Annotated in this window: 17 protein-coding genes; 9 read left to right on the top strand and 8 right to left on the bottom strand. The window is 62.8% G+C overall.

Going from position 1 to position 22,151, the window contains the following annotated elements; all coding sequences use genetic code 11:
* Nucleotides 1-26 precede the first annotated feature (26 nt).
* The 7 genes from QM649_RS08360 (at nucleotide 27) to QM649_RS08330 (ending at nucleotide 10,105) form a co-directional block, all read left to right on the top strand.
* The gene (locus QM649_RS08360) at nucleotides 27-2,831 is read left to right on the top strand and encodes a valine--tRNA ligase (protein WP_415198571.1); all 2,805 of its coding nucleotides are present in this window, start codon (nucleotides 27-29) and stop codon (nucleotides 2,829-2,831) included.
* Between the two features lie 26 nt (nucleotides 2,832-2,857).
* A complete protein-coding gene (gene nadC / locus QM649_RS08355; RefSeq protein ID WP_415198570.1) occupies nucleotides 2,858-3,754 on the top strand; it encodes a carboxylating nicotinate-nucleotide diphosphorylase in 897 nt (298 codons plus the stop codon).
* Between the two features lie 2 nt (nucleotides 3,755-3,756).
* A complete protein-coding gene (locus QM649_RS08350) occupies nucleotides 3,757-4,572 on the top strand; it encodes a biotin--[acetyl-CoA-carboxylase] ligase (RefSeq protein WP_415198569.1) in 816 nt (271 codons plus the stop codon).
* Between the two features lie 3 nt (nucleotides 4,573-4,575).
* A complete protein-coding gene (locus tag QM649_RS08345; RefSeq protein WP_415198568.1) occupies nucleotides 4,576-5,385 on the top strand; it encodes a type III pantothenate kinase in 810 nt (269 codons plus the stop codon).
* Between the two features lie 3 nt (nucleotides 5,386-5,388).
* Entirely contained in the window at nucleotides 5,389-6,099 is a 711-nt protein-coding gene (locus tag QM649_RS08340; RefSeq protein ID WP_415198567.1) for a hypothetical protein, read from the top strand.
* Nucleotides 6,096-7,376: a class I SAM-dependent RNA methyltransferase gene (locus tag QM649_RS08335; protein WP_415198566.1), complete on the top strand. Its 1,281-nt coding sequence runs from the start codon at nucleotides 6,096-6,098 to the stop codon at nucleotides 7,374-7,376. Before QM649_RS08340 ends, QM649_RS08335 begins: the two co-directional genes overlap by 4 nt.
* 143 nt (nucleotides 7,377-7,519) lie before the next feature.
* Nucleotides 7,520-10,105, top strand: coding sequence for a ComEC/Rec2 family competence protein (locus QM649_RS08330; protein WP_415198565.1), 2,586 nt, complete (start codon nucleotides 7,520-7,522; stop codon nucleotides 10,103-10,105).
* Nucleotides 10,106-10,131: 26 nt separating this feature from the next.
* Here the strand turns inward: QM649_RS08330 and QM649_RS08325 are convergent, their stop codons facing one another.
* On the bottom strand, nucleotides 10,132-11,514 hold the full coding sequence (locus QM649_RS08325; RefSeq protein ID WP_415198564.1) for an alpha-L-fucosidase: 1,383 nt from the start codon (nucleotides 11,512-11,514) through the stop codon (nucleotides 10,132-10,134).
* A 483-nt stretch (nucleotides 11,515-11,997) separates the two neighbouring features.
* On the opposite strand from QM649_RS08325, the gene QM649_RS08320 reads away from it, so the two are divergent.
* Entirely contained in the window at nucleotides 11,998-12,312 is a 315-nt protein-coding gene (locus QM649_RS08320; RefSeq protein WP_415198563.1) for a hypothetical protein, read from the top strand.
* A gap of 48 nt (nucleotides 12,313-12,360) precedes the next feature.
* Here QM649_RS08320 and QM649_RS08315 read toward each other — a convergent pair whose 3' ends face one another.
* Genes QM649_RS08315 through QM649_RS08295 form a run of 5 tightly spaced genes read right to left on the bottom strand, consistent with a single transcriptional unit; the run spans nucleotide 12,361 to nucleotide 17,072 of the window.
* Nucleotides 12,361-13,140 carry a DUF3108 domain-containing protein gene (locus tag QM649_RS08315; protein WP_415198562.1) on the bottom strand — a complete coding sequence of 260 codons (780 nt, stop codon included), beginning with the start codon at nucleotides 13,138-13,140 and terminating at the stop codon, nucleotides 12,361-12,363.
* Nucleotides 13,141-13,149: 9 nt separating this feature from the next.
* Entirely contained in the window at nucleotides 13,150-13,731 is a 582-nt protein-coding gene (locus tag QM649_RS08310) for a methyltransferase family protein (RefSeq protein WP_415198561.1), read from the bottom strand.
* Nucleotides 13,731-14,834: a glycosyltransferase family 9 protein gene (locus QM649_RS08305; RefSeq protein WP_415198560.1), complete on the bottom strand. Its 1,104-nt coding sequence runs from the start codon at nucleotides 14,832-14,834 to the stop codon at nucleotides 13,731-13,733. The genes QM649_RS08310 and QM649_RS08305 overlap by 1 nt, the downstream gene beginning before the upstream one ends.
* Before the next feature lie 4 nt (nucleotides 14,835-14,838).
* Complete coding sequence (gene lpxK, locus QM649_RS08300; protein WP_415198559.1) at nucleotides 14,839-15,789, bottom strand: tetraacyldisaccharide 4'-kinase; 951 nt, start codon at nucleotides 15,787-15,789, stop codon at nucleotides 14,839-14,841.
* Nucleotides 15,786-17,072 carry a 3-deoxy-D-manno-octulosonic acid transferase gene (locus tag QM649_RS08295; protein ID WP_415198558.1) on the bottom strand — a complete coding sequence of 429 codons (1,287 nt, stop codon included), beginning with the start codon at nucleotides 17,070-17,072 and terminating at the stop codon, nucleotides 15,786-15,788. Before QM649_RS08295 ends, lpxK begins: the two co-directional genes overlap by 4 nt.
* A gap of 146 nt (nucleotides 17,073-17,218) precedes the next feature.
* On the opposite strand from QM649_RS08295, the gene QM649_RS08290 reads away from it, so the two are divergent.
* On the top strand, nucleotides 17,219-17,887 hold the full coding sequence (locus QM649_RS08290) for a hypothetical protein (RefSeq protein ID WP_415198557.1): 669 nt from the start codon (nucleotides 17,219-17,221) through the stop codon (nucleotides 17,885-17,887).
* Between the two features lie 521 nt (nucleotides 17,888-18,408).
* Here the strand turns inward: QM649_RS08290 and QM649_RS08285 are convergent.
* Entirely contained in the window at nucleotides 18,409-19,245 is an 837-nt protein-coding gene (locus QM649_RS08285) for a TIGR03435 family protein (protein WP_415198556.1), read from the bottom strand.
* A 287-nt stretch (nucleotides 19,246-19,532) separates the two neighbouring features.
* Nucleotides 19,533-21,812 (bottom strand): GH92 family glycosyl hydrolase, encoded by a 2,280-nt coding sequence (locus QM649_RS08280; RefSeq protein ID WP_415198555.1) that lies wholly within the window; start codon nucleotides 21,810-21,812, stop codon nucleotides 19,533-19,535.
* Between the last annotated feature and the right edge of the window lie 339 nt (nucleotides 21,813-22,151).

Genomic DNA, 22,151 nt, shown 5'->3' with positions numbered 1-22,151 from the left:
TATCGTGAAGAATTGGACTGTCCGAAATGCCTGAAGAATTAGCTAAAGCCTATGACCCGACAGCGATTGAAGATCGCTGGGCCGCCTACTGGGTAGACGAGAAGCTCTTCGATACCCCCTCGGCGGAAACGCTTGCCGGGCGCACGCCCTTCACCATTCTGCTGCCGCCGCCGAACGTTACCGGCCGTCTGCACATGGGCCACATGCTCAACCAGACGGAAATGGACATCCTGACCCGCTGGCACCGCATGCTGGGCGACCCGACGCTGTGGCTCCCCGGCACCGACCACGCCGGCATCGCCACACAAATGATGGTGGAGAAGCAGCTCGCCGGCGAGGGCACGCACCGTAAGGCGCTGGGCCGCGAGGCCTTCGTCGACCGCGTGTGGCAGTGGAAGCAGCACTACGGCGGCGCCATCCTCGAGCAGATGAAGCGCCTCGGCGCGAGCGTGGACTGGTCGCGCGAGTACTTCACCATGGACGAGAACCTCTCCATCTCGGTGAAGGAGGCCTTTGTGCGCCTCTACGAGCAAGGGCTCATCTACCGCGGCAAGTACATCGTGAACTGGGACCCGATTCAGCAGACCGCGGTGTCCGACCTCGAGGTGACGCACGAGGAGCGCGTGGGCAAGATCTACCACGTGCGCTATCCGCTCGCCGACGGCTCAGGCTCGATTGTGATCGCGACCACGCGCCCCGAAACGATGCTGGGCGACGTGGCCGTGGTGGTAAATCCGAAGGACGAGCGCTACCTCTCCCTGCAGGGCAAGCTGCTCCGCCTGCCTCTGAGCGCCATCAATGGAGCGGCTGAGCGCGAGATTCCTGTCCTCGCCGACGAGTGGGCGAACCCCGAGTTCGGCACTGGCGCGGTGAAGGTGACGCCGGCGCACGATCCGAACGACTTCGAGATCGGCCAGCGGCACAACCTGCCGCAGCTCACCATCATGGATGAGACGGCGAAGATCGACCTGCCGGGCTCGCTATATCACGGCCTGGACCGCTATGCGGCGCGCGAGAAGATCGTAGAAGACCTGCGCGAGCTGGGCCTGCTGGTGGATGTAAAGGACCACAACATGGCCCTTGGCCTGAGCCAGCGCTCGGGCGCAGTCGTGGAACCGCGACTCTCGACGCAGTGGTTCGTGGCCGTGAACAAGAAGCCGAACCATGGCGGACCGACGCTCGCCGAATCCGCGATTGCCGCGGTAAAAGCGGACGAAAACGGCAAGAAGGCCATCCACTTTACGCCGGAGATGTACGAGAAGACCTACCTCGAGTGGATGACGAACATCCACGACTGGTGCATCTCGCGTCAGCTCTGGTGGGGTCATCGCATTCCTGCGTGGCACTGCGCGGCCTGCCATGACGTGACCGTGGCCCGCGAGACGCCAGCAGCCTGCGCGAAGTGCGGAGCGAAGGAGCTGACGCAGGAGACAGACGTGCTGGACACGTGGTTCTCCTCGGGCCTGCTGCCCGTGTCTGTCTTCGGTTGGCCAACCAAGGACGGCACGCCGTCGGCCGACATGAAAGCGTTCTATCCGACGTCGCTGCTGCTGACCGGCTTCGACATCCTCTTCTTCTGGGTGGCGCGCATGGTCATGCTTGGCAGCCACTTCATGCTCGAAGTGCCCGAGGCTGACGGCACAAAACGTGAGCTGAAGAATGCCGTGCCCTTCCGCGAGGTCTACATCCACGCGCTGGTGCGCGATGCCGACCGCCAGAAGATGTCGAAGACCAAGGGCAATGTGATCGACCCGATCGAGATCGTGGAGAAGTACGGCACCGATGCGGTGCGCTTCACGCTCGCGGCCATGGCCTCGCCCGGTACGGATATCGCCTTCAGCGAAGCGCGCACCGAAGGCTATCGCGCCTTTGCAAACAAGATCTGGAACGCGGCGCGACTGCTCTTCATGAACGTTGGACGCGCAGCCGAAGCCGGCATCCGCATCGATCCTCACACTCTCGCCGACTCACTCGGACCGGACGAGACGGCGCCACTCGAGGCTCGCTGGATTGTGTCCCGGTTGAACCGCACCGCGGAAGAAGTCAACCTGGCACTCAAGAACTATCGCTTCCATGAAGCAGCGAACCTCGTCTACCAGTTCTTCTGGGGCGACTTCTGCGACTGGTATCTCGAAATCGTCAAGATCCGCCTGGACTTCAGCGAAGGAGCCGACCTGCACGCAGCCAAGGCTGCGCTCAGGACGCAACTTTCCACCTTCGAAGCGTCGCTGCGGTTGCTTTCTCCGTTCATGCCCTTCCTCACCGAAGAACTTTGGCATGCTCTCTACGAAGGCAAGACTCCGGCGAAGTCGATCGCGCTGTCGCGCTATCCGCAGCCGCTGGATGAAGCCCTGGACAGCGCCGTGGAGCAGCAGATGGCCACACTGCAGGCGCTGATCGTGCAGGTGCGCGCTGGCCGCAAGGATCTTGGCGTCGAAGAGAAGGCGCAGGTGCCGGTGCGTGTCGCGTGCAGGGCCGACATCCGTGCCCGCATCGAGCCGAATACGCAGATTGTGGAGCGACTCGCGCGCGTCTCCGGCATCGAATTTCCAGAGACAAAGCTCGAAGGCAGCGGTATCCGCTCGACGCCTGAGTTCGATGTCCAGGTGGTGTACGAAAAGAAGATCGACCCGGCCGTGGAGTGCGAGCGGCTGAAGAAGGAGCTGGCGCGTCTCGAGAAGGAACACGAGAACGGCCAGCGGCAGCTGGGCAACGAGGCCTTTATGGCCAAGGCGCCGGCGCACGTGGTGGACGGGCTGCGCAAGCGGTTCGCCGAGGTAACCGGGCTGCTCGAGAAGACACGGGCGGCACTCGCAGAACTGGCCTGCTAAGCACGAGAGGCCCACGGGACAGCATCATGGACTGGAAGAGCAAAAAACTCGAAGCCATCCTCGAGCAGGCGCTGGTTGAGGACAAGGCGACCAACGACATCACGACCGCGATCACGGTGGACCCGAACCTGCGGGCCTCGGCCACGGTGATCGCCAAGCAGGATTGCGTGATCAGCGGGCTGGGTTCGATTCCCCGCTTCCTCGATATCTTCGCGCGCATCGATAAGAAGGCTTCGGGCCGCTTTGAGGTCATCAGTCATCCGGAGATGTTCGACGGCGTGAATGTGAAGAAGGGTCAGGCGCTGGCGGTCATTCGCCACAACGCGCGCGTGATCCTCGCCTGCGAGCGCGTGATCCTGAACCTGATGCAGCGCATGAGCGGCATCTCCACGCTGACGCGTGAGTATGCCGATGCTCTGAAGGGCACGAAAGCCAAGGTTCTGGACACGCGCAAGACCGTGCCCGGCCTGCGCCTGCTCGACAAGTACGCGGTGCGCTGCGGCGGCGGCGAGAACCATCGCCTCGATCTCTCCGACGGCATTCTCATCAAGAACAACCACATCTCGCTCGGCGGCGGCGTGGAAACCGTGCTGAAGCGCGCGCACAAGCTGCGCAAGCCTGGCCAGGTCATCGACATCGAAGTGCGCACCTTCGACGAGCTGGCGACGGCACTTGCGAACGGCGCGGAATCGCTGCTGATCGACAACATGACGCCCGCGCAGGTAAAGAAGGCCGTGGGCATCGTACGCGCACATGAAAAAGAGCACGGCGTATCGATCCCGACGGAGGCCTCGGGCGGCATCACGCTGGAGAATATCCGCAAATATGGGCTGACCGGCGTGGACTACATCTCGGTGGGCGCACTCACGCACTCGGCCGTGGCCGTGGACCTGAGCATGCGCATCACCGCGGAGATCTACTAGCCGTGGAGGTCTCCGCTTTCGATCCGCAGGCGCTGGAACAATTGGACCATGCGCTTGCGGGCACCCGGTTTGCAGGCAAACTGCAGTTCTTTCCGACGATTCCTTCCACCAGCACGCATGCCATGGCGCAGGGCGAGGCCGGCGCTCCTGACGGCACGGTGTACTTCGCCGACGAACAGACGGCAGGACGCGGACGCGGCGCACATGCGTGGACTTCGCCCCCGGGTTCGGGCCTGTACGTCAGCGTGCTGCTGCGTCCGCAGCTCACACCGGCGGACGTACTGTGGATGTCGCTCGCCGCAGGACTCGCGGTGCACGATGCGGTGCGCGAGCTGACCTCACTCGAAGCCGACCTGCGCTGGCCCAATGACCTGCTCTTCGGCAAGCGCAAGTTTTCGGGAGTCCTTACCGAGTTAAATGCCGAGGTTACGCGCGTGCGCTATCTCGTCATCGGCATCGGCATCAACGTGCACCAGCCTGCGTTCCCCGACGAACTGAAGGATGTGGCGAGCTCGCTGCATATCGAGACTGGCCGCGACTGGCCGCGGCAGGAGCTGCTCGCACTATTGCTGAAGGCGATCGACCACGAGGTGAACGCGCTGACCGGCTCGACAGTGGAAGCGCAACAAAGCATCCTCCGCCGGCTTGAGCAGATTTCTTCATGGGTGCGCGGCAAGCAGGTGTACGTCGAGAACCAGCCCGGCATGGAAGGCGTCACAGATGGCCTCGATCCGCGCGGATTTCTGCAGATCCGCACGGCCAATGGATTGCGCACGGTGCTTTCGGGCGGCGTGCGGGAACAGAAAGGCTCGCGATAACCGATGCTTCTCACGTTAAACGTCAACAACACGAACACGGTGATCGCGCTTTATCCGCTCACGGACGGTAAACCCGGCGAACTGCGCATGACCTGGCGCATCAGCACGCGCCATCAGCAGACCGCCGACGAGTACGGCATCCTCATCCGCAACCTGCTGCAGGGCGAAGGCGTGCAGAGCTCGGCGATTACCGCGATCATCATCGCCTCGGTCGTGCCGCCCATCGACTGGATCCTGCGTCAGTTCTGCGAGCGCTACTTCAAGCAGAAGCCCGTCTTCATCGAACCGGGTGTGAAGACGGGACTGCCCATCCTCACCGACAACCCAAGCGAAGTGGGCGCGGACCGCGTGGCCAACTGCGTGGGCGCGTTCGAAAAGTATGGCGGCCCATGTATCGTCGTCGACTTCGGCACGGCGACGAACTTTGACGTGATTTCGCGTAAGGGTGAATTTCTCGGCGGCGCGATTGCGCCGGGCCTCAACATCTCGGCCGAGGCTCTGTTCGCGCGTGCTGCGCGTCTGCCACGCATCGAGATCAAGAAGCCCGCGAAGGTCATTGGGACAAACACCGTCGACAATCTGCAGATCGGTCTCTTCTATGGGCATATCGGACTGGTCGACAGCATCCTTGCGCGCATGATCGCCGAGCTTGGCGACGACACGGTGTGCGTGGCAACGGGCGGCCTCTCAAACCTGATTGCTGGCGAATCGAAATTCATCAAGCACGTGGACGATACGCTGACGCTCGACGGACTGCGCATTATTTACGAACGCCAGTCGCGGGCGCAGAAGAAGCCTGCCGCGGGACGTTAACAGGTGCAGAATTATTTCAATTACTTCACCGAGATCGAGATGCACTTCCAACGGCGCCGCGGATCGCTGCTGCTGCTCTCGACGCTCGACTGGGCGCTGATCGAGACATGGCGCGAAGCGGGCATTCCGCTCGAAGCCGTGCTGCGCGGTATCGACACATCCTTCGACAAATTCGATGCACGTGCCGCGAAGACGCGTGTCCGACGCGTGAATGGGCTGGCATACTGCTCGCAGGCCATCATGGAAGCCGTCGAAGAGATGAAGGAAGCCGTGACCGGCGCAGCCAAGCAGGAGGCCGATGCCGAATCCGCCGCGCCAGGCTTTGAGCAGGAACGCATCGCGGCGCATCTGCGCGAATGTGCGCAGGAGCTCACGCAGGCGCAGCTCGCAGGCATCGCGGCAGAACTGGCGACGGCGAACATCGCCAGCCTGAAATCGATCGCCGAAGAGACCCTGGCCGCGCAGCCGAATCTCGAAGAACTCGACCGTCGCCTGCTGGTGATGGAAGAGAAGCTGCTGAGCGCGCTGATGGCTACGGCTCCTGAAGACGAGCTGGTGACGCTGCGCACCGAGAGTGCGCGCGAGCTTGCTCCGTACAAGGCGCGCATGCAGGCCGCGCAGATCAAGCAGGTGGAGCAGCAGTTCCTGCACAAGCGCCTCTTCGAACGCTATCGGCTTCCGCGACTGAGCCTGTTCTACATGAGGCAGGGATGAAGCTCACGATCGAAAAAGCAATCTACGGCGGTGCAGGCCTCGCGCGGCATGAAGGCAAGGCAGTCTTTGTGCCCTTCACACTGCCCGGCGAGGTGGTGGAAGCGCGCATTGCCAGCGATCGCGGCAGCTATGCGGAGACGGAGCTTGAAGCGGTCATCACAGCTTCGCCCGATCGCACCACACCACCGTGCCCACACTTCGGTATCTGCGGCGGCTGCCACTATCAGCATGCGACGTATCCTGCACAGCTGGCGATGAAGCGTGCCATCCTGCGCGAGTCCTTCGAGCGCGCGAAGGTGGCGGAGCGCTCAGGCGGCCTGCCGGAGATTGAAGTACTGAGCGGCGAGCCGTTGGGCTATCGCAATCGCGTGCGTCTGCATATCGACACGCAGACGGGACGGCTCGGCTATCGCAGGCGCGGCTCACATGAGACGCTGGCCATCGAAACCTGCCCTATCGCAGCACCGGCGATCAGTGAAGTGATCCTGACGCTAAATGCGAAGAGCGAGACGTGGGAGCTGTCACGTGACTTCACCGAGATCGAGCTCTTTACCAACGGCGACGCGCTGCTGCTCTCTCTCTGGGCCGAAGACGATGCGCGCGCAGCCTTCGCGCGGCTATGGCCGATACTTGAAGAGGCGTTGCCCGCGTGCGTGGGCGCGGCCGTGTTCTCTGCCGAGCGCGGCAAGCACGCGAGCCGTCTGCTGGCGGCAGCGGGAGAACCAGGCTTCAGCTATCGCGCAGCGGGACGCGACTATGGCGTGAGTCTTGGCTCGTTCTTTCAGGTGAACCGCTATCTCATCGATCCGATGATCGAGCTGGTCACGGCGGATGCAGGCGGCAGCTCTGCGTGGGATCTTTATGCCGGAGTCGGGCTCTTCGCGCAGGCGCTCAGCGAGCGCTTCGAGCGCATCACGGCGGTGGAATCCGCGCCGAGTTCGAGCGCCGACCTGCGCCGCAATCTCCAGGGCAAGGCACAGCGCGCAGTGAAGGCGCCGACGCTTGACTTTCTGCGAGGCGCGGCGTCGCGCAAGGAAAAGGCTCCGGACCTGGTCGTCGTCGATCCGCCGCGCGCGGGCCTGGGCAAGGATGTGACCTCACTACTCGGCAAGATCGGTCCGCGGCACATTACTTACGTTTCGTGCGATCCGGCGACTTTGTCGCGCGACGTGAAATCGCTGCTAGACTCGGGCTACTCGCTTGAGCGCCTGCATCTTCTGGACATGTTCCCCGAGACCTTTCACATGGAAAGCATCGTAAGGTTGAGCCGGGGATAACGCAGACGTCGCGGGGCTGCACTATGGCCGCCACGCTCACCACGCCCGCACTGGCAACACCTAAAATCAGACACCGACGTGGGCGCGCGCCACGCACTCCACGCTATTTCGAGCTGCATGCCGCACCAATGCTGCCCGCAGCGATGGCATTCGTCTCGGGCCTGTGGCTGGGTCATCGCCTGCAGCTCTTCGCCGGACTCTTATTCATCGCACTGGTACTGTCATTTGTTACTGCAACAGTGGCGAATCTTCGCACTCCGCGGTTGGCATGGCCTGCGGTGCTCCTCGTCTACCTGTTGCTGGGCACATTCGCGCAGACTGTCGCGCCACAGCCTGACCGTCAGCGCTCCCTGCGGCAGTTTGCGGACAATCAGCCACATGCGGTCGAAGGCATTGTGTCGCGCCTGGGAGCAGTGCGCCTGAGCACGTCTGCTGGCTTGTTTTCGCATACCCTTACTGAAGAGCGCGGCCAGCGTCTTGACCTGCGCATTGTACGTATAAACGACGAAGATCTCGCGCCAGAGACAGCCGGGTTACGACTGAGCGTCTTCGCTGCGGCGGATGCATCGTTTCCTTCTTTTGCCTGCGGCGAGCTTATCGTGGCGCACATTGCGATGCACGAAGAAGAGCACTTCGGCGATCCGGGCGTGTGGGACGCGAGCGAATACCTGCTCTCGCAGGGTATCGGAGCAGTCGCCAGTGCGAAAGCCACGGCCATCTCCATCTCAGGAACAGGCGCATTAGATCGGGGGTCAATGCTGCGTTGCCGCATCGGCCTTCTGCAGCAACGCGCGAGTGCGGCTGTGCTGGCCCTCGCAGACGATGCCCGCATGGCACGGCTGCCCGCATGGCTGCGCCTCTCGCCTCAAGACACCGCCATGCTTACCGCGATGGTCACGGGCGACCGAACCTACCTGCAGCACAGTCTGCGTGTGGGCTTCGAACGCACGGGAACCTTTCACCTGCTGGTCGTCTCCGGACTTCACTTGGCGATCTTCGCCGGGCTGATCTTTGCGCTGACAAAAAAGCTGCGGCTGGGACGCGCGGGAGCGGCACTCTGCACGGCATTTGCCGCAACGGCCTACGCCGTCTTCACTGGCTTCGGACATCCCGTAGAGCGCTCGCTCGGCATGGTGCTGGTGTATCTCACTGCCGACCTGCTGTGGCGCGAGCGGCGCGCACTCAATACGCTTGGATTGGTGACGCTGCTACTGTTGATCGCCGCGCCGAGCGATATCTTCGACGCAGGCATGCAAATGACATTGCTCACGGTGATTGCCGTGGCAGGGCTGGCAAGACCGCTGCTCGAACTCACACTCGAACCCTACCGGCGCGCGCTACGGAACCTCGGAGAGGTGAGAATCGACGCATCGTTGCCGCCGCATATCGCGCAGTTTCGCGTAACCCTGCGCCTGCTGCAGGATCATATGCGGCCCATCGCAGGCGCATTCCTCGCATACAAAATGCTGCCCCACACATTGCGGCTCCTACTCGGCGCAATGGAGTTGCTCCTAATCACACTCAGCATCGAGGTGCTCATGATGCTGCCGATGGTAGCTTACTTCCATCGCATCACCGTGCTGGGGCTGCCGGTAAACCTGCTCATCGTACCACTGCTCGGATTACTGCTGCCGTGCGCACTCATCACCTTCGCAACGGCTTTGGTGCAGCCATCCTGCGCATGGCTGCCTGGAGCAGCTACAGCTGCGCTGCTACATCTCGCAGCAGCGATCGTAGGCTTTGCATCGCGTATTCATCTCGCAGAACTGCGCTGTCCCAATCCAGCTGCGTGGGCAGTGATCGTGTGGATGGCTCTGTGCCTCGCAGCGATGATCCTGATCCGACTACGCCGGCGCTTCACTCTCACGCTTACAGCGGCGGCACTCATTGCAGCCGTCGTGACGCTGCTGCTGCCACACCCCATGCAGCGGCGCGCAGGCGTGCTCGAGATCACCGCCATCGATGTCGGCCAGGGCGATGCGCTGCTTGTCGTCTCGCCTGAGGGCAAAACTCTGCTCATCGACGCAGGAGGTCTCGTCGGCACTTCGCCAGAGTCAAACTTCGATGTCGGCGAAGATGTCGTCTCACCCGTGCTGTGGGCGCGCGGCATCCGGCAGCTCGATGCGGTGGCCATAACGCATGCGCATCTCGATCATATCGGCGGCATGGCAGCGGTCATCGCGAACTTTCGCCCACATGCGCTATGGATTGGGAAAAATCCGGACAGTGCCGCCTATGGCCGCGTGCTGCAGGCCGCGCGCGAAGCCGGAACACAAACCATCGCGCACGTGGCGGGCGATGCGTGGAGCTTTGGCGGCGCGGCGGTGAAGGCTCTATGGCCTGCAGCGAACTATCATCCCGGCGCCGCAGCCTCGAATGACGATTCGTTGGTGCTGCGCGTGGCGTATGGCGAGACCTCCGCGCTGCTCGAAGGCGATGCCGAGGCGCGGACGGAAGCCGCGATGAAAGCCGAAGGCGATCTTCATTCGGATTTATTGAAGGTCGGGCATCACGGCAGCATCACTTCAACGACGCCTGCGTTCCTCGCAGCTGTCGCTCCGCAATGGGCGGTCATCTCCGTGGGAAAGCGCAATTTCTACGGGCATCCACGGCGCGAGGTGCTGGCGCGGCTCGCAGCTGCGCATGTGGGCACGCGGCTTACCGAGCTGACGGGAATGACGAGCTTTTATCTTGACGGCAAGAGAGTGACAGCAGGCAACTGGCCCTGAGCGAAGGAGCACAGGGCCAGTGATCATCAGCCGATGTTCACGCCGCCACGCGGCTTGGCCAGGCGCAGTTCATGATCGGAGTTCATGCGCGGCTCGCTCTCGCACTCGAGCACCAGCGTGGTGGCGGGCCGATCCGGAGCTTCTTCCGGCAGGCCGGCGATGTGCACACGCCAAGCATCCTGTGTGAACTTGAGCGGCGCGCCGCCGCGCAGCATGCGCACGGAAAGCACCTTCGTCTGCAAGCCGGAGAGAGACACATCGCTACCCGGCCACATGTGCACGTGCATGTAGAGCGTGTTGCCGCGCCGTGTGTAGAGCGCGTAATTGGGACGCCAGGGCTGCGCGAGATCGGTGTTAAAGATCGACTCGGCGTTGCCCTCGATCCACGTACCAACCTCTGTCAGGATGCGCACGGATTCTTCGGGGAAGGTCCCGTCTCCCATGGGGCCCACGTTGATGAGATAGTTACCCTGATCGCGCGCGCAGGTGATGAGGTTGGCGAGCAGCGTGCGCGGCGATTTCCACTCATGATCCGCGGCGCAGTAGCCCCAGCTCTCATTGAGCGTCATACAGCTCTCCCATGCGCGGCCATGCGCCGAGGCGCTCAGATGCTGCTCGGGCGTCGAGAAGTCGCCGATCGAATCGTTGCGGCCATTCACCACGATGTCCGGCTGCAGCTCGAAGACCATACGGTCCATGCGCTCGCTCTCCCAACCCTTCGCGTCCATCGGCATCGCGGCGTCATACCAGAGGATGTCGATCTTGCCGTAGTTGGTCAACAGCTCGCGCAGCAGCCCATGCGTGTAATCGACGAAGCGGCGTCGCGCAGCCTCATCCACCGAGCAACGCTCGCCGTCAGGATGGTGCCAGTCCATAAGTGAGAAGTAGATGCCTACGCGGATGCCCGCCTCACGCGCGGCCTCGACGTACTCGCGCACCAGATCGCGCTTCGGACCCTGCTTCACCGAGTTGAAGTCGGTGAGCTTTGTATCCCAATTGCAGAAGCCCTCGTGATGCTTCGCGGTGAAGACCATGTAACGCATACCGCCTGCCTTCGCGATGCGCGCCCACTCCTTTGCGCAATCCGGACGCGGCGAAAAGCGATGTGCGAGCTGTTCGTACTCGGGCCACGGGATCGCTTCCTTCTCGACGGCCCACTCCTGCCGTCCGTAGAGGCTGTAAAGGCCATAGTGGATAAAGAGACCGTAGCGCGCCTCCTTCCACCACTTCAGGCGGCGAAGCTGGTCTGGCGTCGGCGGATAGGAATCGTCCGAGCGAGGAGCGCAGGGTGCAGGCTTCGGAGCATCTTTCTCTGCGGCTTTCTGCGCGTCAAGACGCAGAGCGGCACCGACCAGCGACGCTCCAGTTCCGAGAAGCATGCCGCGACGGGTGAACAGGGATGAGGACATCGACTGCGGGTTCCTTTCTGGTTTGTTCTTAGACTAACCGCCGATGTCGCTTCGCTTGTCCCCCAAGCATCGGAAGCTTGAGTGGGCCACCCTATCCAGCGGGTAGCCCACCGTCCGCGATCGGGGCATTCGCATGGATACCGATCCAGGCATCTTTTTGCTCGAAGCCGCGTCGATAGAAAGAGTAGGATGCCTAGAGTCTGTTAGGGACTTTCGCGCAGGCATTGTTGCTGGGCAAATCAGCCCAGACGAGGCGGAGGATGAAGGCTTAGGCTATTCCCAGACGAGGACGACAACGAAGTATGGGCCGGTTTACCCAGCAACCCGAAGGGCTGAGGCCAATTTTCCCCATCTCTTCGTCGCGCACCGCTCGGATATGTTAAATATCCGTCGCGGCACACTCCTCGATATGAGAGAAATTGGCTCTCAGCGATGCCCACGCCAAAGTCCCTAACAGACTCTAACAAGGAGGAACGTTCGTACATGGGCCTAAACAACACAGAAAGTGCGGCACCTCTTTCCGACTCATCGCATGCGGTAACGACTCCGAATGAGGCGTCGGATCTCCAACTCGAAATCCAGGAAGAGCGCAACCTGCGCCGCCTACAGCTCATGATGGACCTGGTCATGTCCGTCATCCGGCAGGACAAAAGCCTGACCGTGGACGAGGCCGCCGTGATGGTGGCCGACAGCCGCAAAGCAGCGCTCGCCATGTTCCCCGACAAGGAACTGGCCTACAACCTCATCTACAAGCCGCGCCTGCAGCGGCTCATGCGCGAACGATACCGAATCCAGTGAAAGACAAAGGCCGCCCGAATCCGGACGGCCTTCCCTGCACGAAAAACTTTACTTCTGGTCGATCGAGGTCAGGCGGAAGGTGATCGTTCCCCAGAAGAGGCGGGCACGCATCTGCACGGGCAGGTGACGGTCGTCGTCCGTGTACCAGATCCAGATATTGCCGCGGTTCTTCACCACGCCGGCATCGGCCGTGGGCTCGACGCGAATGGTCTGGTAAGTGCCTGCTGGGGTCTTGATCTCTTCCCTGCCCTCGACCTTCATGGTCACGGGGACGGTCTTCATCGCATCGGCCAGCGGAGCCTCAAAACTCTGTCCCACGGTCATGGGCTGCGATGCAGCGTAGAAAATCGCCGAGAGCGAATCGGTCACACAGGCGGGGATCGAGTTCTGCTGATGCTTCGTGATGCGCGAGACGAGGTTGGTCTCGCTGAGGAAGGCCTTGCGCTGGTTGTAGTCGAAGTGCAGCTCGCTGTTCACCTGGCGGCGGCCCTCGATGGTCTGCTTCGAGAAGCTGTCCGAGCAGCCCGTGGTCCGATGGAAGGCGGACTGAAAGCGATCGCTGACGCGGAAGAGAAGGTTCACTGCGCCGACGGTATCCGCGGTGACGGACACGCGCTCCAGATCGCCATCCTGCTCCAAGTGGAAGGACACGATGCCTGCGGGAAAAACGCGCCAGTCGACGGCATAGTTCAGGGTCTGCTTCGCCGGAAAGGCAAATCCGGCATGGGGTGGCGGAAGCGGCGGCGCAGGCTGCTGCGAGCGGGCCGAGGCGCCGGCAAAAAGAACAAGTCCGGCCACAAAAGGGAGCAGTCGTCGACTACGGATCAAATCTGTTTCTCACCTGCCGGAGGGGATGACGCCCGCCTGGGAAAGATAGAGGCGCAGGGCCAGGGCCGCGTAAATGGCCAAGGCGCCTATGAGTGCATTGTACTCGCGATGTTTTTTGTAAAGATCAACGGCGAAGGCGCCCTTCTCTGCCCCGGTGCCCTTCGAAGCGCTGGTGAAGCGCGGAAACAGGCGCGGAACGCGGCTGCAATATGCGTCGAATCCGGGGAAGGTCGAACGCAGGAACTGCTCCTCCCCCTGAATGACCGGGATGTAGATGATGGCGAAGAGCGCGGCAAGAGCGATGGCAATCCACACGCTGCGCGAGGCCAGCGCGAAGCCGAAGGCGATCATCATCGAGCCGAGGTAGAGCGGATTGCGTGTATAGCCGTAAGGGCCAGTGATGGTCAGCTCGCGATTCTTCTTCACGTAGCCGGAGGCATAGGCGCGCAGGGCGACGCCGGGCACCACCAGCACCAGGCTGAGCGCCAGGAACGGCAGCGAGGGCCGGGCCATCCAGAGAAAGAAGATGGCAAAGGCAAAGCCGAGTGGAACGCGAATACGCTTGGCAATTTTTTTCCATCCGCCAGCCATCAGTGTTTCTCCTTGTCGTTCAGGGAAAGGTCGTTCAGGGAAAAGTGTTGCAGGGAGGGGCTCCCGTCCGCCAGCAGATCCAATGCAGCGGCGGTGACCGCCTCCGGGGTAATCGTAAGCAGGCCCGACTCGGGCTCGGCGCGCCGCGAGTGATCGCGGACGCTGTCCGGATGGCGCAGCACGTGGAAGCGTCCGCCGAAGGGACCGTTCCGCGCCGGGTCCGTAGGCCCGAAGATGCCAACGACCGGGCGACCCAGCGCCGAGGCCAGGTGCAACGGTCCGGTGTCTCCGGCGATTACGAGTGAGGCGCGGCGGGTGAGGGCGATAAGCTCGGTGAGCGAAGCCTCGGCCAGTTGGACAAACTCGCCCGCAGCGGCCCGCAGCTCCTTGCCGAGAGTTTTTTCCCCGGGACCAAGATTCACGACGATGCCATAGCCTGCGTCATGCAGCGCGCGAGCGACTGCGGCATAGCGCTCGGTCGGCCATCGTTTGGCGCCCCATCCGGCGCCGGGATTCAGCAGCACAAAGGGACGCCGGAAGGCATCCGCAGCCTGCTCGGTCTCAGGATCGACCGGCAGAGCGGCGGGAGCCAGCAGCAGTGGCGAGCCGGCCAGGCGGCTGGCGACCTCGATGGCCTGCTCGATGACATGGACACCCTCGGTGGGTACGCGATCATGGAAAAGCCAGCGGGCGGCAGCCTCTCGCGGCTTGTCTTCGCCGACGACGCGGCCGGTGCCGGCGAGGCGGGCGATCATGGCTGAGCGGACTGCGCCCTGCAGATCGAGGCAGGCATCGTAGTGCGCTTCCTGCAATTCGCGCCGGAGCTCCCGGATCGCCGACCAGGTGCGACGGGAAAAGGGCTCCCGGGCCCAGCGCTTAGCCGGGACCACATGCAGGCGATCGACCAACGGCTGGGAGATGCCACGAAAATCGGAGTCGGGTGCGGCCAGCAGGCCGGTCCATTGCGGCTCCACGGCCCAGCCCATATACCAGTCCGGAAATCGCTGGCGGAGCGCGGTGACCGCGGGCAGGGAGTGGAGAATGTCTCCCATGGCGCCCAGGCGCACGATGAGGACTCGAAACTGCTTCGTTCTGTTCGGCAAAGGCTTATTTTCTCATAAGGTCATTCAGCCACTCGGCCGCCGCGAACTCGTCCGTGAGGGTCACGTCGAGCCGGGGCACCTCGAGAGGCATCACCGCGCGAAGGCGTGCGCAGAGCTCGTCGCCGAGGCGCACTGCATCCTTCTCGGTAGTGACGCAATACGACGCGCCCCGGCTTACAGCGAGGCGCAGAATTTGATCGACATCGGAGGCCGAGAACGGCTGGTGGTCGCCGAAGGAGCGCGTCTCCACCAGCGTGACTCCCTGCCCCTTGATGCGGGCGTAGAACTCCTGCGGGCGGGCGATGCCGCAGAAAGCGAAGGCTTTGCCCTGCGGCAGAGGGCTCAGGCGGCGGCGCTGGATCCACACCGGGCAGGTGACCCCGAGATTGCGGACGTGCTCCTCGAGAAAGATATCCTCCTGCCGCAGTACCACGATGGAGGCGCGCCGCAGCGCGGTGCGGGGCTCGCGCAACCGTCCGGAGGGCAGCAGTTGCTGGGTGAAATCCGACGAGTGCATGAGGACGATATCCGCGTCGCGGTACAGGCGGCGATGCTGGAAGCCGTCATCGAGCAGGTGAGCGGCCGGAGCGATGCCCTCGGCGAAGAGACCGGTTTCATAGCGGTCCGCGCCCACGTAGACAGGCACGCCGGAGCGGGCCAGCAGCAGGGGCTCGTCGCCGTAATCGCGGGCGGAGCCGCGCGGGTCCACGCGCAGGATTCCGGTGGTCTCGCGTCCGTAGCCCCGCGAGAGCACGTCCACGCGGTAGCCGAGGCGGATCATCAGCCCCGCCAGGTACTGGACAAAAGGCGTCTTGCCCGCGCCGCCGGTGGAGATGTTGCCCACGCTGATGACCGGCTGCGTAAGCCGGTGCGCATGTTTCCAGCCCCGGTCGTAGGCGTAGTTCTTGGCAGCAATCGCCGAGGCATAGATCGGAATGAGGGGAGTGAGGATCAAGCATCGTCTCCGGATGGAGTTCCGAGAAGCGAAAGCAGACGCGCGAGCGTACGGTCGGTACCACCAGCCTCGGCGTCGAAGATAGCGCGGGCCCGCTCTCCCATAGCGGCTGCTTCATCAGGATAGCGGAGCAGCTCGGCAAGTACGGCACGCAGATCCGAAACAGGCGCAAGGCGGATCGCGTCGAGCGAGCGCAGCAGCTCGACCATGGCGCGGAAATTCTGATAGTGCGTGCCCATCACGATGGGCACTGCGAACTGCGCAGGCTCCAGCGGGTTATGGCCGCCGGCCGGTACCAGGCTGCCACCCACAAAGGCGATGGTCGCCAGCGAATAGACCGAAGCCAGCTCGCCGATGGAGTCGAGCAGCAGCACGCTGCCCGGCTTGAGCGGCGCGGGCGAAGGCAGCCACTCCGAGCGGCGGATCCAGCGGGCATCGCGGCGGCGCAACAGCTGCGCAACCGCCGTAAAACGCTCGGGATGGCGCGGAGCGAGGATCACGACGGCCTCGGGCGGAGCGGCGTTCAGCAGCAGCTCCTCTTCGCCCTCGAGCGTGGAGCCGCAGACCAGCACCGGCTGGCCGGGGGAGAGCACACGGCGCAGCGCGACAGTCACGGCCGCTTCCTTCTGCACCCGGATGTCGAACTTGAGATTGCCCGCGACCTCGACGTTCCCTGCACCGATCTCCATCAGCCGCGCGGCGTCCTCCTCACTCTGCGCGAGGGTAAGGGCAAGCGGAGACAGCAGAGCACGCCACAGCATGCGCAGGCGCTGGTAGCGCGGCCAGGAGCGATCGGAGACACGCGCATTCACCACCGCCACGGGCACCTCGGCAAGGCGGCACTCATGCAGCATCCGCGGCCAGAATTCGGACTCCAGCAGCACCACGAGGCGCGGGCGCAGGAATCGCAGCCAGGAGCGCACCGCAAAGGCGAAATCGAGCGGGAAGTAGAAGACGCTGTCCGCGCCGAAACGCTCGCGGGCGAGCTTCTGGCCGGTGCGCGTGGTGGTGGAGACGACGATCCGGTAACCGGGCAGGCTCGAGCGCAGACGCAGGATCAAGCCGCTGGCAGCCAGCGTTTCCCCGACCGAAACAGCGTGCAGCCAGACCACCGGACGCTCGTCCGGACGCGCGGAGGCGGCCCCGCGCAGGCGCCTGGGAACCCGGCCAAGCCGCTCCCCGAGCCCTTCGCGGTACTTTCCGCTGGTCGCCATGCGGAAGAGCCAGAAAGGCGCGCTCAGCAGCAGAACCAGGCTCAGCGCCAGACTGTACAGCAGAAACATCCGCTTACAAACTCCGCTCCGGTAAAGTCATTCTCCTGCTCCACTTTACCGGTTTCTAACCGGCCGGAGGCATAGGATTGCGACATCCCTACCTCGGATTGCGTCTGATGTTCTGATGTACGGTGTCTTCAGCGACGATGATCATCATGCCTAACACCCTGCGCCCGCGTTCTTTCGCCTTTTCTCTGCTTCTGCTGGCGGCCCTGGCGCCGCTCGCCCGGGCGCAGCACGCGCTTCCGCCGCCGCAGGACGCCACGAAGTATCCGGCCTTCGACGCCCACGGCGACGAAAAGGTGGCGATCGCCGCCATCCCCTTCCAGACCAAGGAGGAGATGAAGTATTTCCGGGTCGACTACCTCAAGAACAACTTCCTGCCCATCCTGATCGTCGTCACGAACAATGGCGACAAGCCGATCTCGCTCGCGCAAGCGCGCATCGACTTCATCGGCGCGAATAATGACCGCGTGCAGGCGGCCGAGCCCGAGGATGTGGAGCGCCGCATGACCCATGTGAGCAACACCGGCCGCGCCGTGCCCATGCCTGCTCCGCTGCCGCCGATGGGAGGCAAGCCGAAGACACCCGACGCCAAGATCGAGGCCGACTTCCGGCAGCTCGAGTACCAGGACGTCACCGTCCCGCCACACTCGACCAAGTACGGCTTCCTCTTCTACGACATGGAAGGTCTGGGAGGAAACCCTCTGCGCGACGCCAAGCTGACCTTCCGCCGCGTGCAGGACTCCGACGGGCGGGACTTCTTCCCATATGACATCCCGTTCAACAAGTTCCTCGATGTGCAGAAGGGCGCTACGCAATAGCCCTGGCTTTGGGTTTAACCCCTCTCAAATCCGGGTGCCCCACGTCTCGATTCTGAGACGTGGGATTCTGCTTCACGATTAGCCCGAAGTGAAGAAACAGACGGATCCATCCCATGTCTCAAGAGCGAGACATGGGCACCCGGTATTACGTCTTCTCGTGTCAGGTGCTCCCGTCTCGATTCTTAGACGCGGGAAGGTGCGACTCCTCAACTCAAGGACGATTTGACGGTGCCCCATTCAAGCCGCTCTGTTTGCGGCTTGAGTGGGAAGGCATGATCCTCGCCTGAATAAGACTCTTTCACCACAGAACAGAGAGAGTACGGAAGGATTCGCACCACGCCCGCATCGCATTTCAGCGCAAAGACACAAAGAACGCGAAGTCCGCACTTCCCTATTCCTGTCATTCCGACCGAAGTGGCCGCAGGCGCGAAGCGGAGGAATCGCTCTCTTGCTCAGTGGGCAAAGATAATTCCCCCGGGCGCTTGCCGCACTTCGATACAAGCTCGCGACAGCGCACGCAATTAAATCTGCGGTGACTTGTTCGCGGAATCCACCTTGAGATATGGGAGCGGCATCTCTCTCTTTTCCAGGATCAACCCCAACTCTTGCGCCGCTGCCTTGACGATGCCTCTGTCCTCAACATTCACATTTGATTCCTGGTCCTGATCGGCCGAGCTTTTCCAGCTAAGGTCGATCACGTATCTTCCGGTCAGGCCGGTGGCATCGATGACCGGCAGCGTGAGTGCCGCGGTCGATCCCAGGTTCTGGGCAAATACATCCAGGCTCCCACCGGCCTGAAAGAAATGCCCCGGCGTGATGACCACCGAGTCTTCTACTTTCCCCAGAGGCGTCTCCCGGGATTGCATCACGGGATGCTCGGGGTCGAAGGGCGTGAGGTGTGTGCCTGCCGGTGCGCAGACGAGCGCGTAGACAGGGGTCATGCGCGAAGTCTGCTCATACTTCATGCTGAACGCCTCGATGAGCGCACGCTGCAGCATCTGGCGCGCGACCTCTTTCGAAGTATCGAGAGGCATCGTGGCCTCAACCTGGTACCGTGCATCATCCATCCAGCTGGGAACGTTTAGCTGGAAATACCGGAGCTGAAATGCCTCGCGCAGCAAGTCGCGGAGCGGCAACAGGCATGTCACACGATCACGCAGATACTGGCACGCCCGGTGCTCGGGAAACGCGACGCTTCTTTGCGGGAATTGGACCATCTTCATCGCGTTGGATGGGCGAATGGACACCGCGTCGAAGGATGGAGAGTTGCTGGATTGTGCAGCTATAAGCGAAACGCCGCTGAACAAGAACAGAACGATAAGGCTCTTTGAAAACAGCGCGTGCCAACGAAGATGCATTCCAGGCTCCAGGATCAGGTGAGAGCGCTACGCATGTGTAGACGGCACTCTCTGTCCGACGTAAGCCAGCGATCCGCGAAAGGTTCAGGCGCGGCTAAAGCCTTGCCCTGATACGAGCAAAGGAGTCGCTTCCCCACTCCAGCCAACCGGGCTTGAATGGTCCCACCCGATTGTTGTGCTGAATATGCAGAAAGGCGCTGCTTTCGCAGCGCCTTTTCATTACTACGACTTCAACTCGCGATCAGCGGGAGCGGAAGCCGACGGCGAATACCCGGGACGGTCAGTCCCTAGGCGAACTTCAGCTTGCCGCCTGCAACCAGCTCGAAGTGATCCACCGTCGCATCGCTGAGCGGCTTGCCGTTCAGCGTGGTCTTGTGAGCCTCGGGCGCGGCGGACTCGACGACCAGCGTCTTGCCTTCCGGCAGGTGCACCGTGGCCTTCGACCACAGCGGGCTACCCAGCTTGTACTCCGGCTTGCCCGGGCACAGGGTGACGATGCCGAGCGAGGCCATCACATACCACGCCGCCATCGAGCCTGTGTCCTCGTCACCCGAGAAGCCACTGGGCGCGTAGCACTCGTTCAGCGTGCGATGCGACCAGTAGGCGAGACGGTCCTGACGGCCGGCTTCCGCGAAGACCGCCAGCACGTGGTGCACGGGCTGGTTGTTGTGCGCGTACTGGCCGAGGTTCAGCGCCGCCATCTCCGACATCTCGTGGATCTCATAGCCGTAGACGCCGGTATTGAAGGTCGGCGGCAGGGCCATCATCTTTTCGAGCAGTTCGACCGCCTTCGCCTTGCCGCCCACGGCCTCGATCAGAGCAGGCATGTTGTGGGGCACATCCCAGCGATGCTGCCACGGGCCGCCTTCCACGTACGGCGATCCCCAGGTGAATTCGTTGAAAGGCTCGAGCCAGCTGCCGTCCGACTTCTTGCCGCGGATAAATCCAGTCTGCGGGTCGAAGAGATGGCGCCAGTTCTCCGAGCGCTTCATGAACATCTCGTAGTCCTCGGTCTTGCCGAGCGCCTTGGCCACCTGCGCGATGCAGTAATCGCCGTAGGCCGCGTCGGTCGTCTCGGCGGCAGCCTCGCCCACCTTGTCCGCCGGATCGTAGCCGTACTGCATATACAGATCAACCCCGCGGCGGCCGTAACCCTTGTCCGGATCGCCCGGCTGCGTGGCGTGCTTCTTCAGGCCCTCATATGCCTTCGCCAGATCGAAGCCCTTGATCTTCTTCACCGCGGCCTCGCCAAAGAGCGAGTCGATGAGGCTGCCCGTCATGCAGGCGCGATAGCCCGGGCACGGGAACTGCGGCAGCCAGCCGCCCTCATCGTAGATGTTCACCCAGGCCTGCAGAATCTCGCCGAGGCGCTCCGGAAACAGGATCGTCATCATCGGGTACCAGACGCGGTAAACATCCCAGTAGCCGTGATCGGCGTACATCACGCCCGGCAGCACCTTGCCAGTGTAGACGCTGCGGTGCTGCGGCTTGCCGTCGGCGTCCGGCTCATGCCAGATGCGGGGAAAGAGCAGCGTGCGATAGAGGCAGGAGTAGAAGGTCTGCTGCTGCTCGTGGGTTCCGCCTTCGATCTCGATGCGCTTGAGGTAGCTGTTCCAGACCTCTTCCGATTCTTTGCGCAGCGCGTCCGGCGTCTTGTCGCCGAGTTCAAGCTTGATGTTGCGTTCGGCCTGCTCGAAGGAGATGAACGAGGTCCCGATGCGCACCTCGACCGCCCACACATCGTCGTCGAAGGTGACCTTGCCGGTGTGCGAGCCGCGCCCGTCCCTCAGTTCGTCCTTCTCCTCGACATTCGTCCAAGGAGCGGAGAACTGCAGCACGTAGTAGCTCGCGAACCCCTCCTGTACGCCGCCCGAGTTCGCAGTCGAAGTGAAGCGGATGGTCTTCGCGTCCTTGTCGATCTCGACCTTCGGCGCAGAGGCTTCCTTCTGCACGGGGATGTCAAAGATGAAACCGCGCGTCTGCTTCTTTTCGTACTTGGCGGTGATAAGGGAGCAGCGCTCGGTGGGCAGCAGCTCGACATCGATGGAGTAGCGCATCAGGCGCAGGCCCAGCGTGTGCGGCGCGAGCTTCGCATCCTCGGGGCGATACGAGCTGGAGCGGCCGCCGGAGTCGGCATTGATCTCACCCGAAAACGGAAGGAAGGCAGCATGGCCGTAATCGCCGAGCCAGGTGCTCAACTGATGCGTACAGCGGAAGCCGGTCACGCGGCGATCGCCGGGCGCGAACATCCACGAACTGTGCGGATTCGACTCCAGCGTCCAGTGGCCCATGCCGAAGGGACGCGTCGCGATCGGCAGCGTGCCGCCGCGGGAGAACTCGGGCGTGGAAGCCGTGCCCTGCAGAATGTTCACCAGCGTAACCGGGCTGGCAACGGAACCGGTGCTCCCAGCGGGAGGAATGCCGTTGTCCTGACCCTCTCCAAAGCCCTCCGCGCGAGCAACAGCCGGAGCAGCGGCGGGAACGGCAACAGTCGCGGCCAGGGCCAGCGACGAGGACTTCAGGAAGTTACGACGTGAGGCGGAGAGAGGGGTGGACGGCGACTTCATAGGCAGACGATTTCCTCCGGTACAGTCTTGCCCCGGCACGGGCAGGATGCCGCGCCGGGGTGGTGGAGCAAGGGTGAAGCATGGTTCGGGGGAACCCTGGATATGGAAACGATACCATGAGAGTGGCAGGGCTGGCAGGACCAGCACTAACCCCAAAAGCTGTCATTCCTAGCGCAGTCGAGGAACCTGCAGTTTTCCGAGCGGCGAGGATGGGCCACACAAAGCCTATCCACCACCGAGGACACAGAGGGGGTTCACGCCTCTACCCGCATCCCATCGAAGCACGAGGTTCGCAGGAGAACGAGCTTTAATCCGGATCGCGACCAGCTGGAACAGCAG

Source organism: Silvibacterium sp. (genome assembly GCF_047605705.1).
In the GTDB taxonomy this organism is placed as follows: domain Bacteria; phylum Acidobacteriota; class Terriglobia; order Terriglobales; family Acidobacteriaceae; genus Silvibacterium.
This window is presented reverse-complemented; position numbering and strand designations above follow the sequence as displayed.

Excerpts from the sequence above, each read along its gene's own strand:
- QM649_RS08335 (WP_415198566.1), top strand. The coding sequence starts at position 6,096 with ATGAAGCTCACGATCGAAAAAGCAATCTACGGCGGTGCAGGCCTCGCG.
- QM649_RS08280 (WP_415198555.1), bottom strand. The coding sequence starts at position 21,812 with ATGAAGTCGCCGTCCACCCCTCTCTCCGCCTCACGTCGTAACTTCCTG.
- nadC (WP_415198570.1), top strand. The coding sequence starts at position 2,858 with ATGGACTGGAAGAGCAAAAAACTCGAAGCCATCCTCGAGCAGGCGCTG.
- QM649_RS08290 (WP_415198557.1), top strand. The coding sequence starts at position 17,219 with ATGCCTAACACCCTGCGCCCGCGTTCTTTCGCCTTTTCTCTGCTTCTG.
- QM649_RS08310 (WP_415198561.1), bottom strand. The coding sequence starts at position 13,731 with ATGGCTGGCGGATGGAAAAAAATTGCCAAGCGTATTCGCGTTCCACTC.
- QM649_RS08325 (WP_415198564.1), bottom strand. The coding sequence starts at position 11,514 with ATGTCCTCATCCCTGTTCACCCGTCGCGGCATGCTTCTCGGAACTGGA.
- QM649_RS08295 (WP_415198558.1), bottom strand. The coding sequence starts at position 17,072 with ATGTTTCTGCTGTACAGTCTGGCGCTGAGCCTGGTTCTGCTGCTGAGC.
- QM649_RS08320 (WP_415198563.1), top strand. The coding sequence starts at position 11,998 with ATGGGCCTAAACAACACAGAAAGTGCGGCACCTCTTTCCGACTCATCG.
- QM649_RS08330 (WP_415198565.1), top strand. The coding sequence starts at position 7,520 with ATGGCATTCGTCTCGGGCCTGTGGCTGGGTCATCGCCTGCAGCTCTTC.
- QM649_RS08345 (WP_415198568.1), top strand. The coding sequence starts at position 4,576 with ATGCTTCTCACGTTAAACGTCAACAACACGAACACGGTGATCGCGCTT.
- QM649_RS08285 (WP_415198556.1), bottom strand. The coding sequence starts at position 19,245 with ATGCATCTTCGTTGGCACGCGCTGTTTTCAAAGAGCCTTATCGTTCTG.
- QM649_RS08360 (WP_415198571.1), top strand. The coding sequence starts at position 27 with ATGCCTGAAGAATTAGCTAAAGCCTATGACCCGACAGCGATTGAAGAT.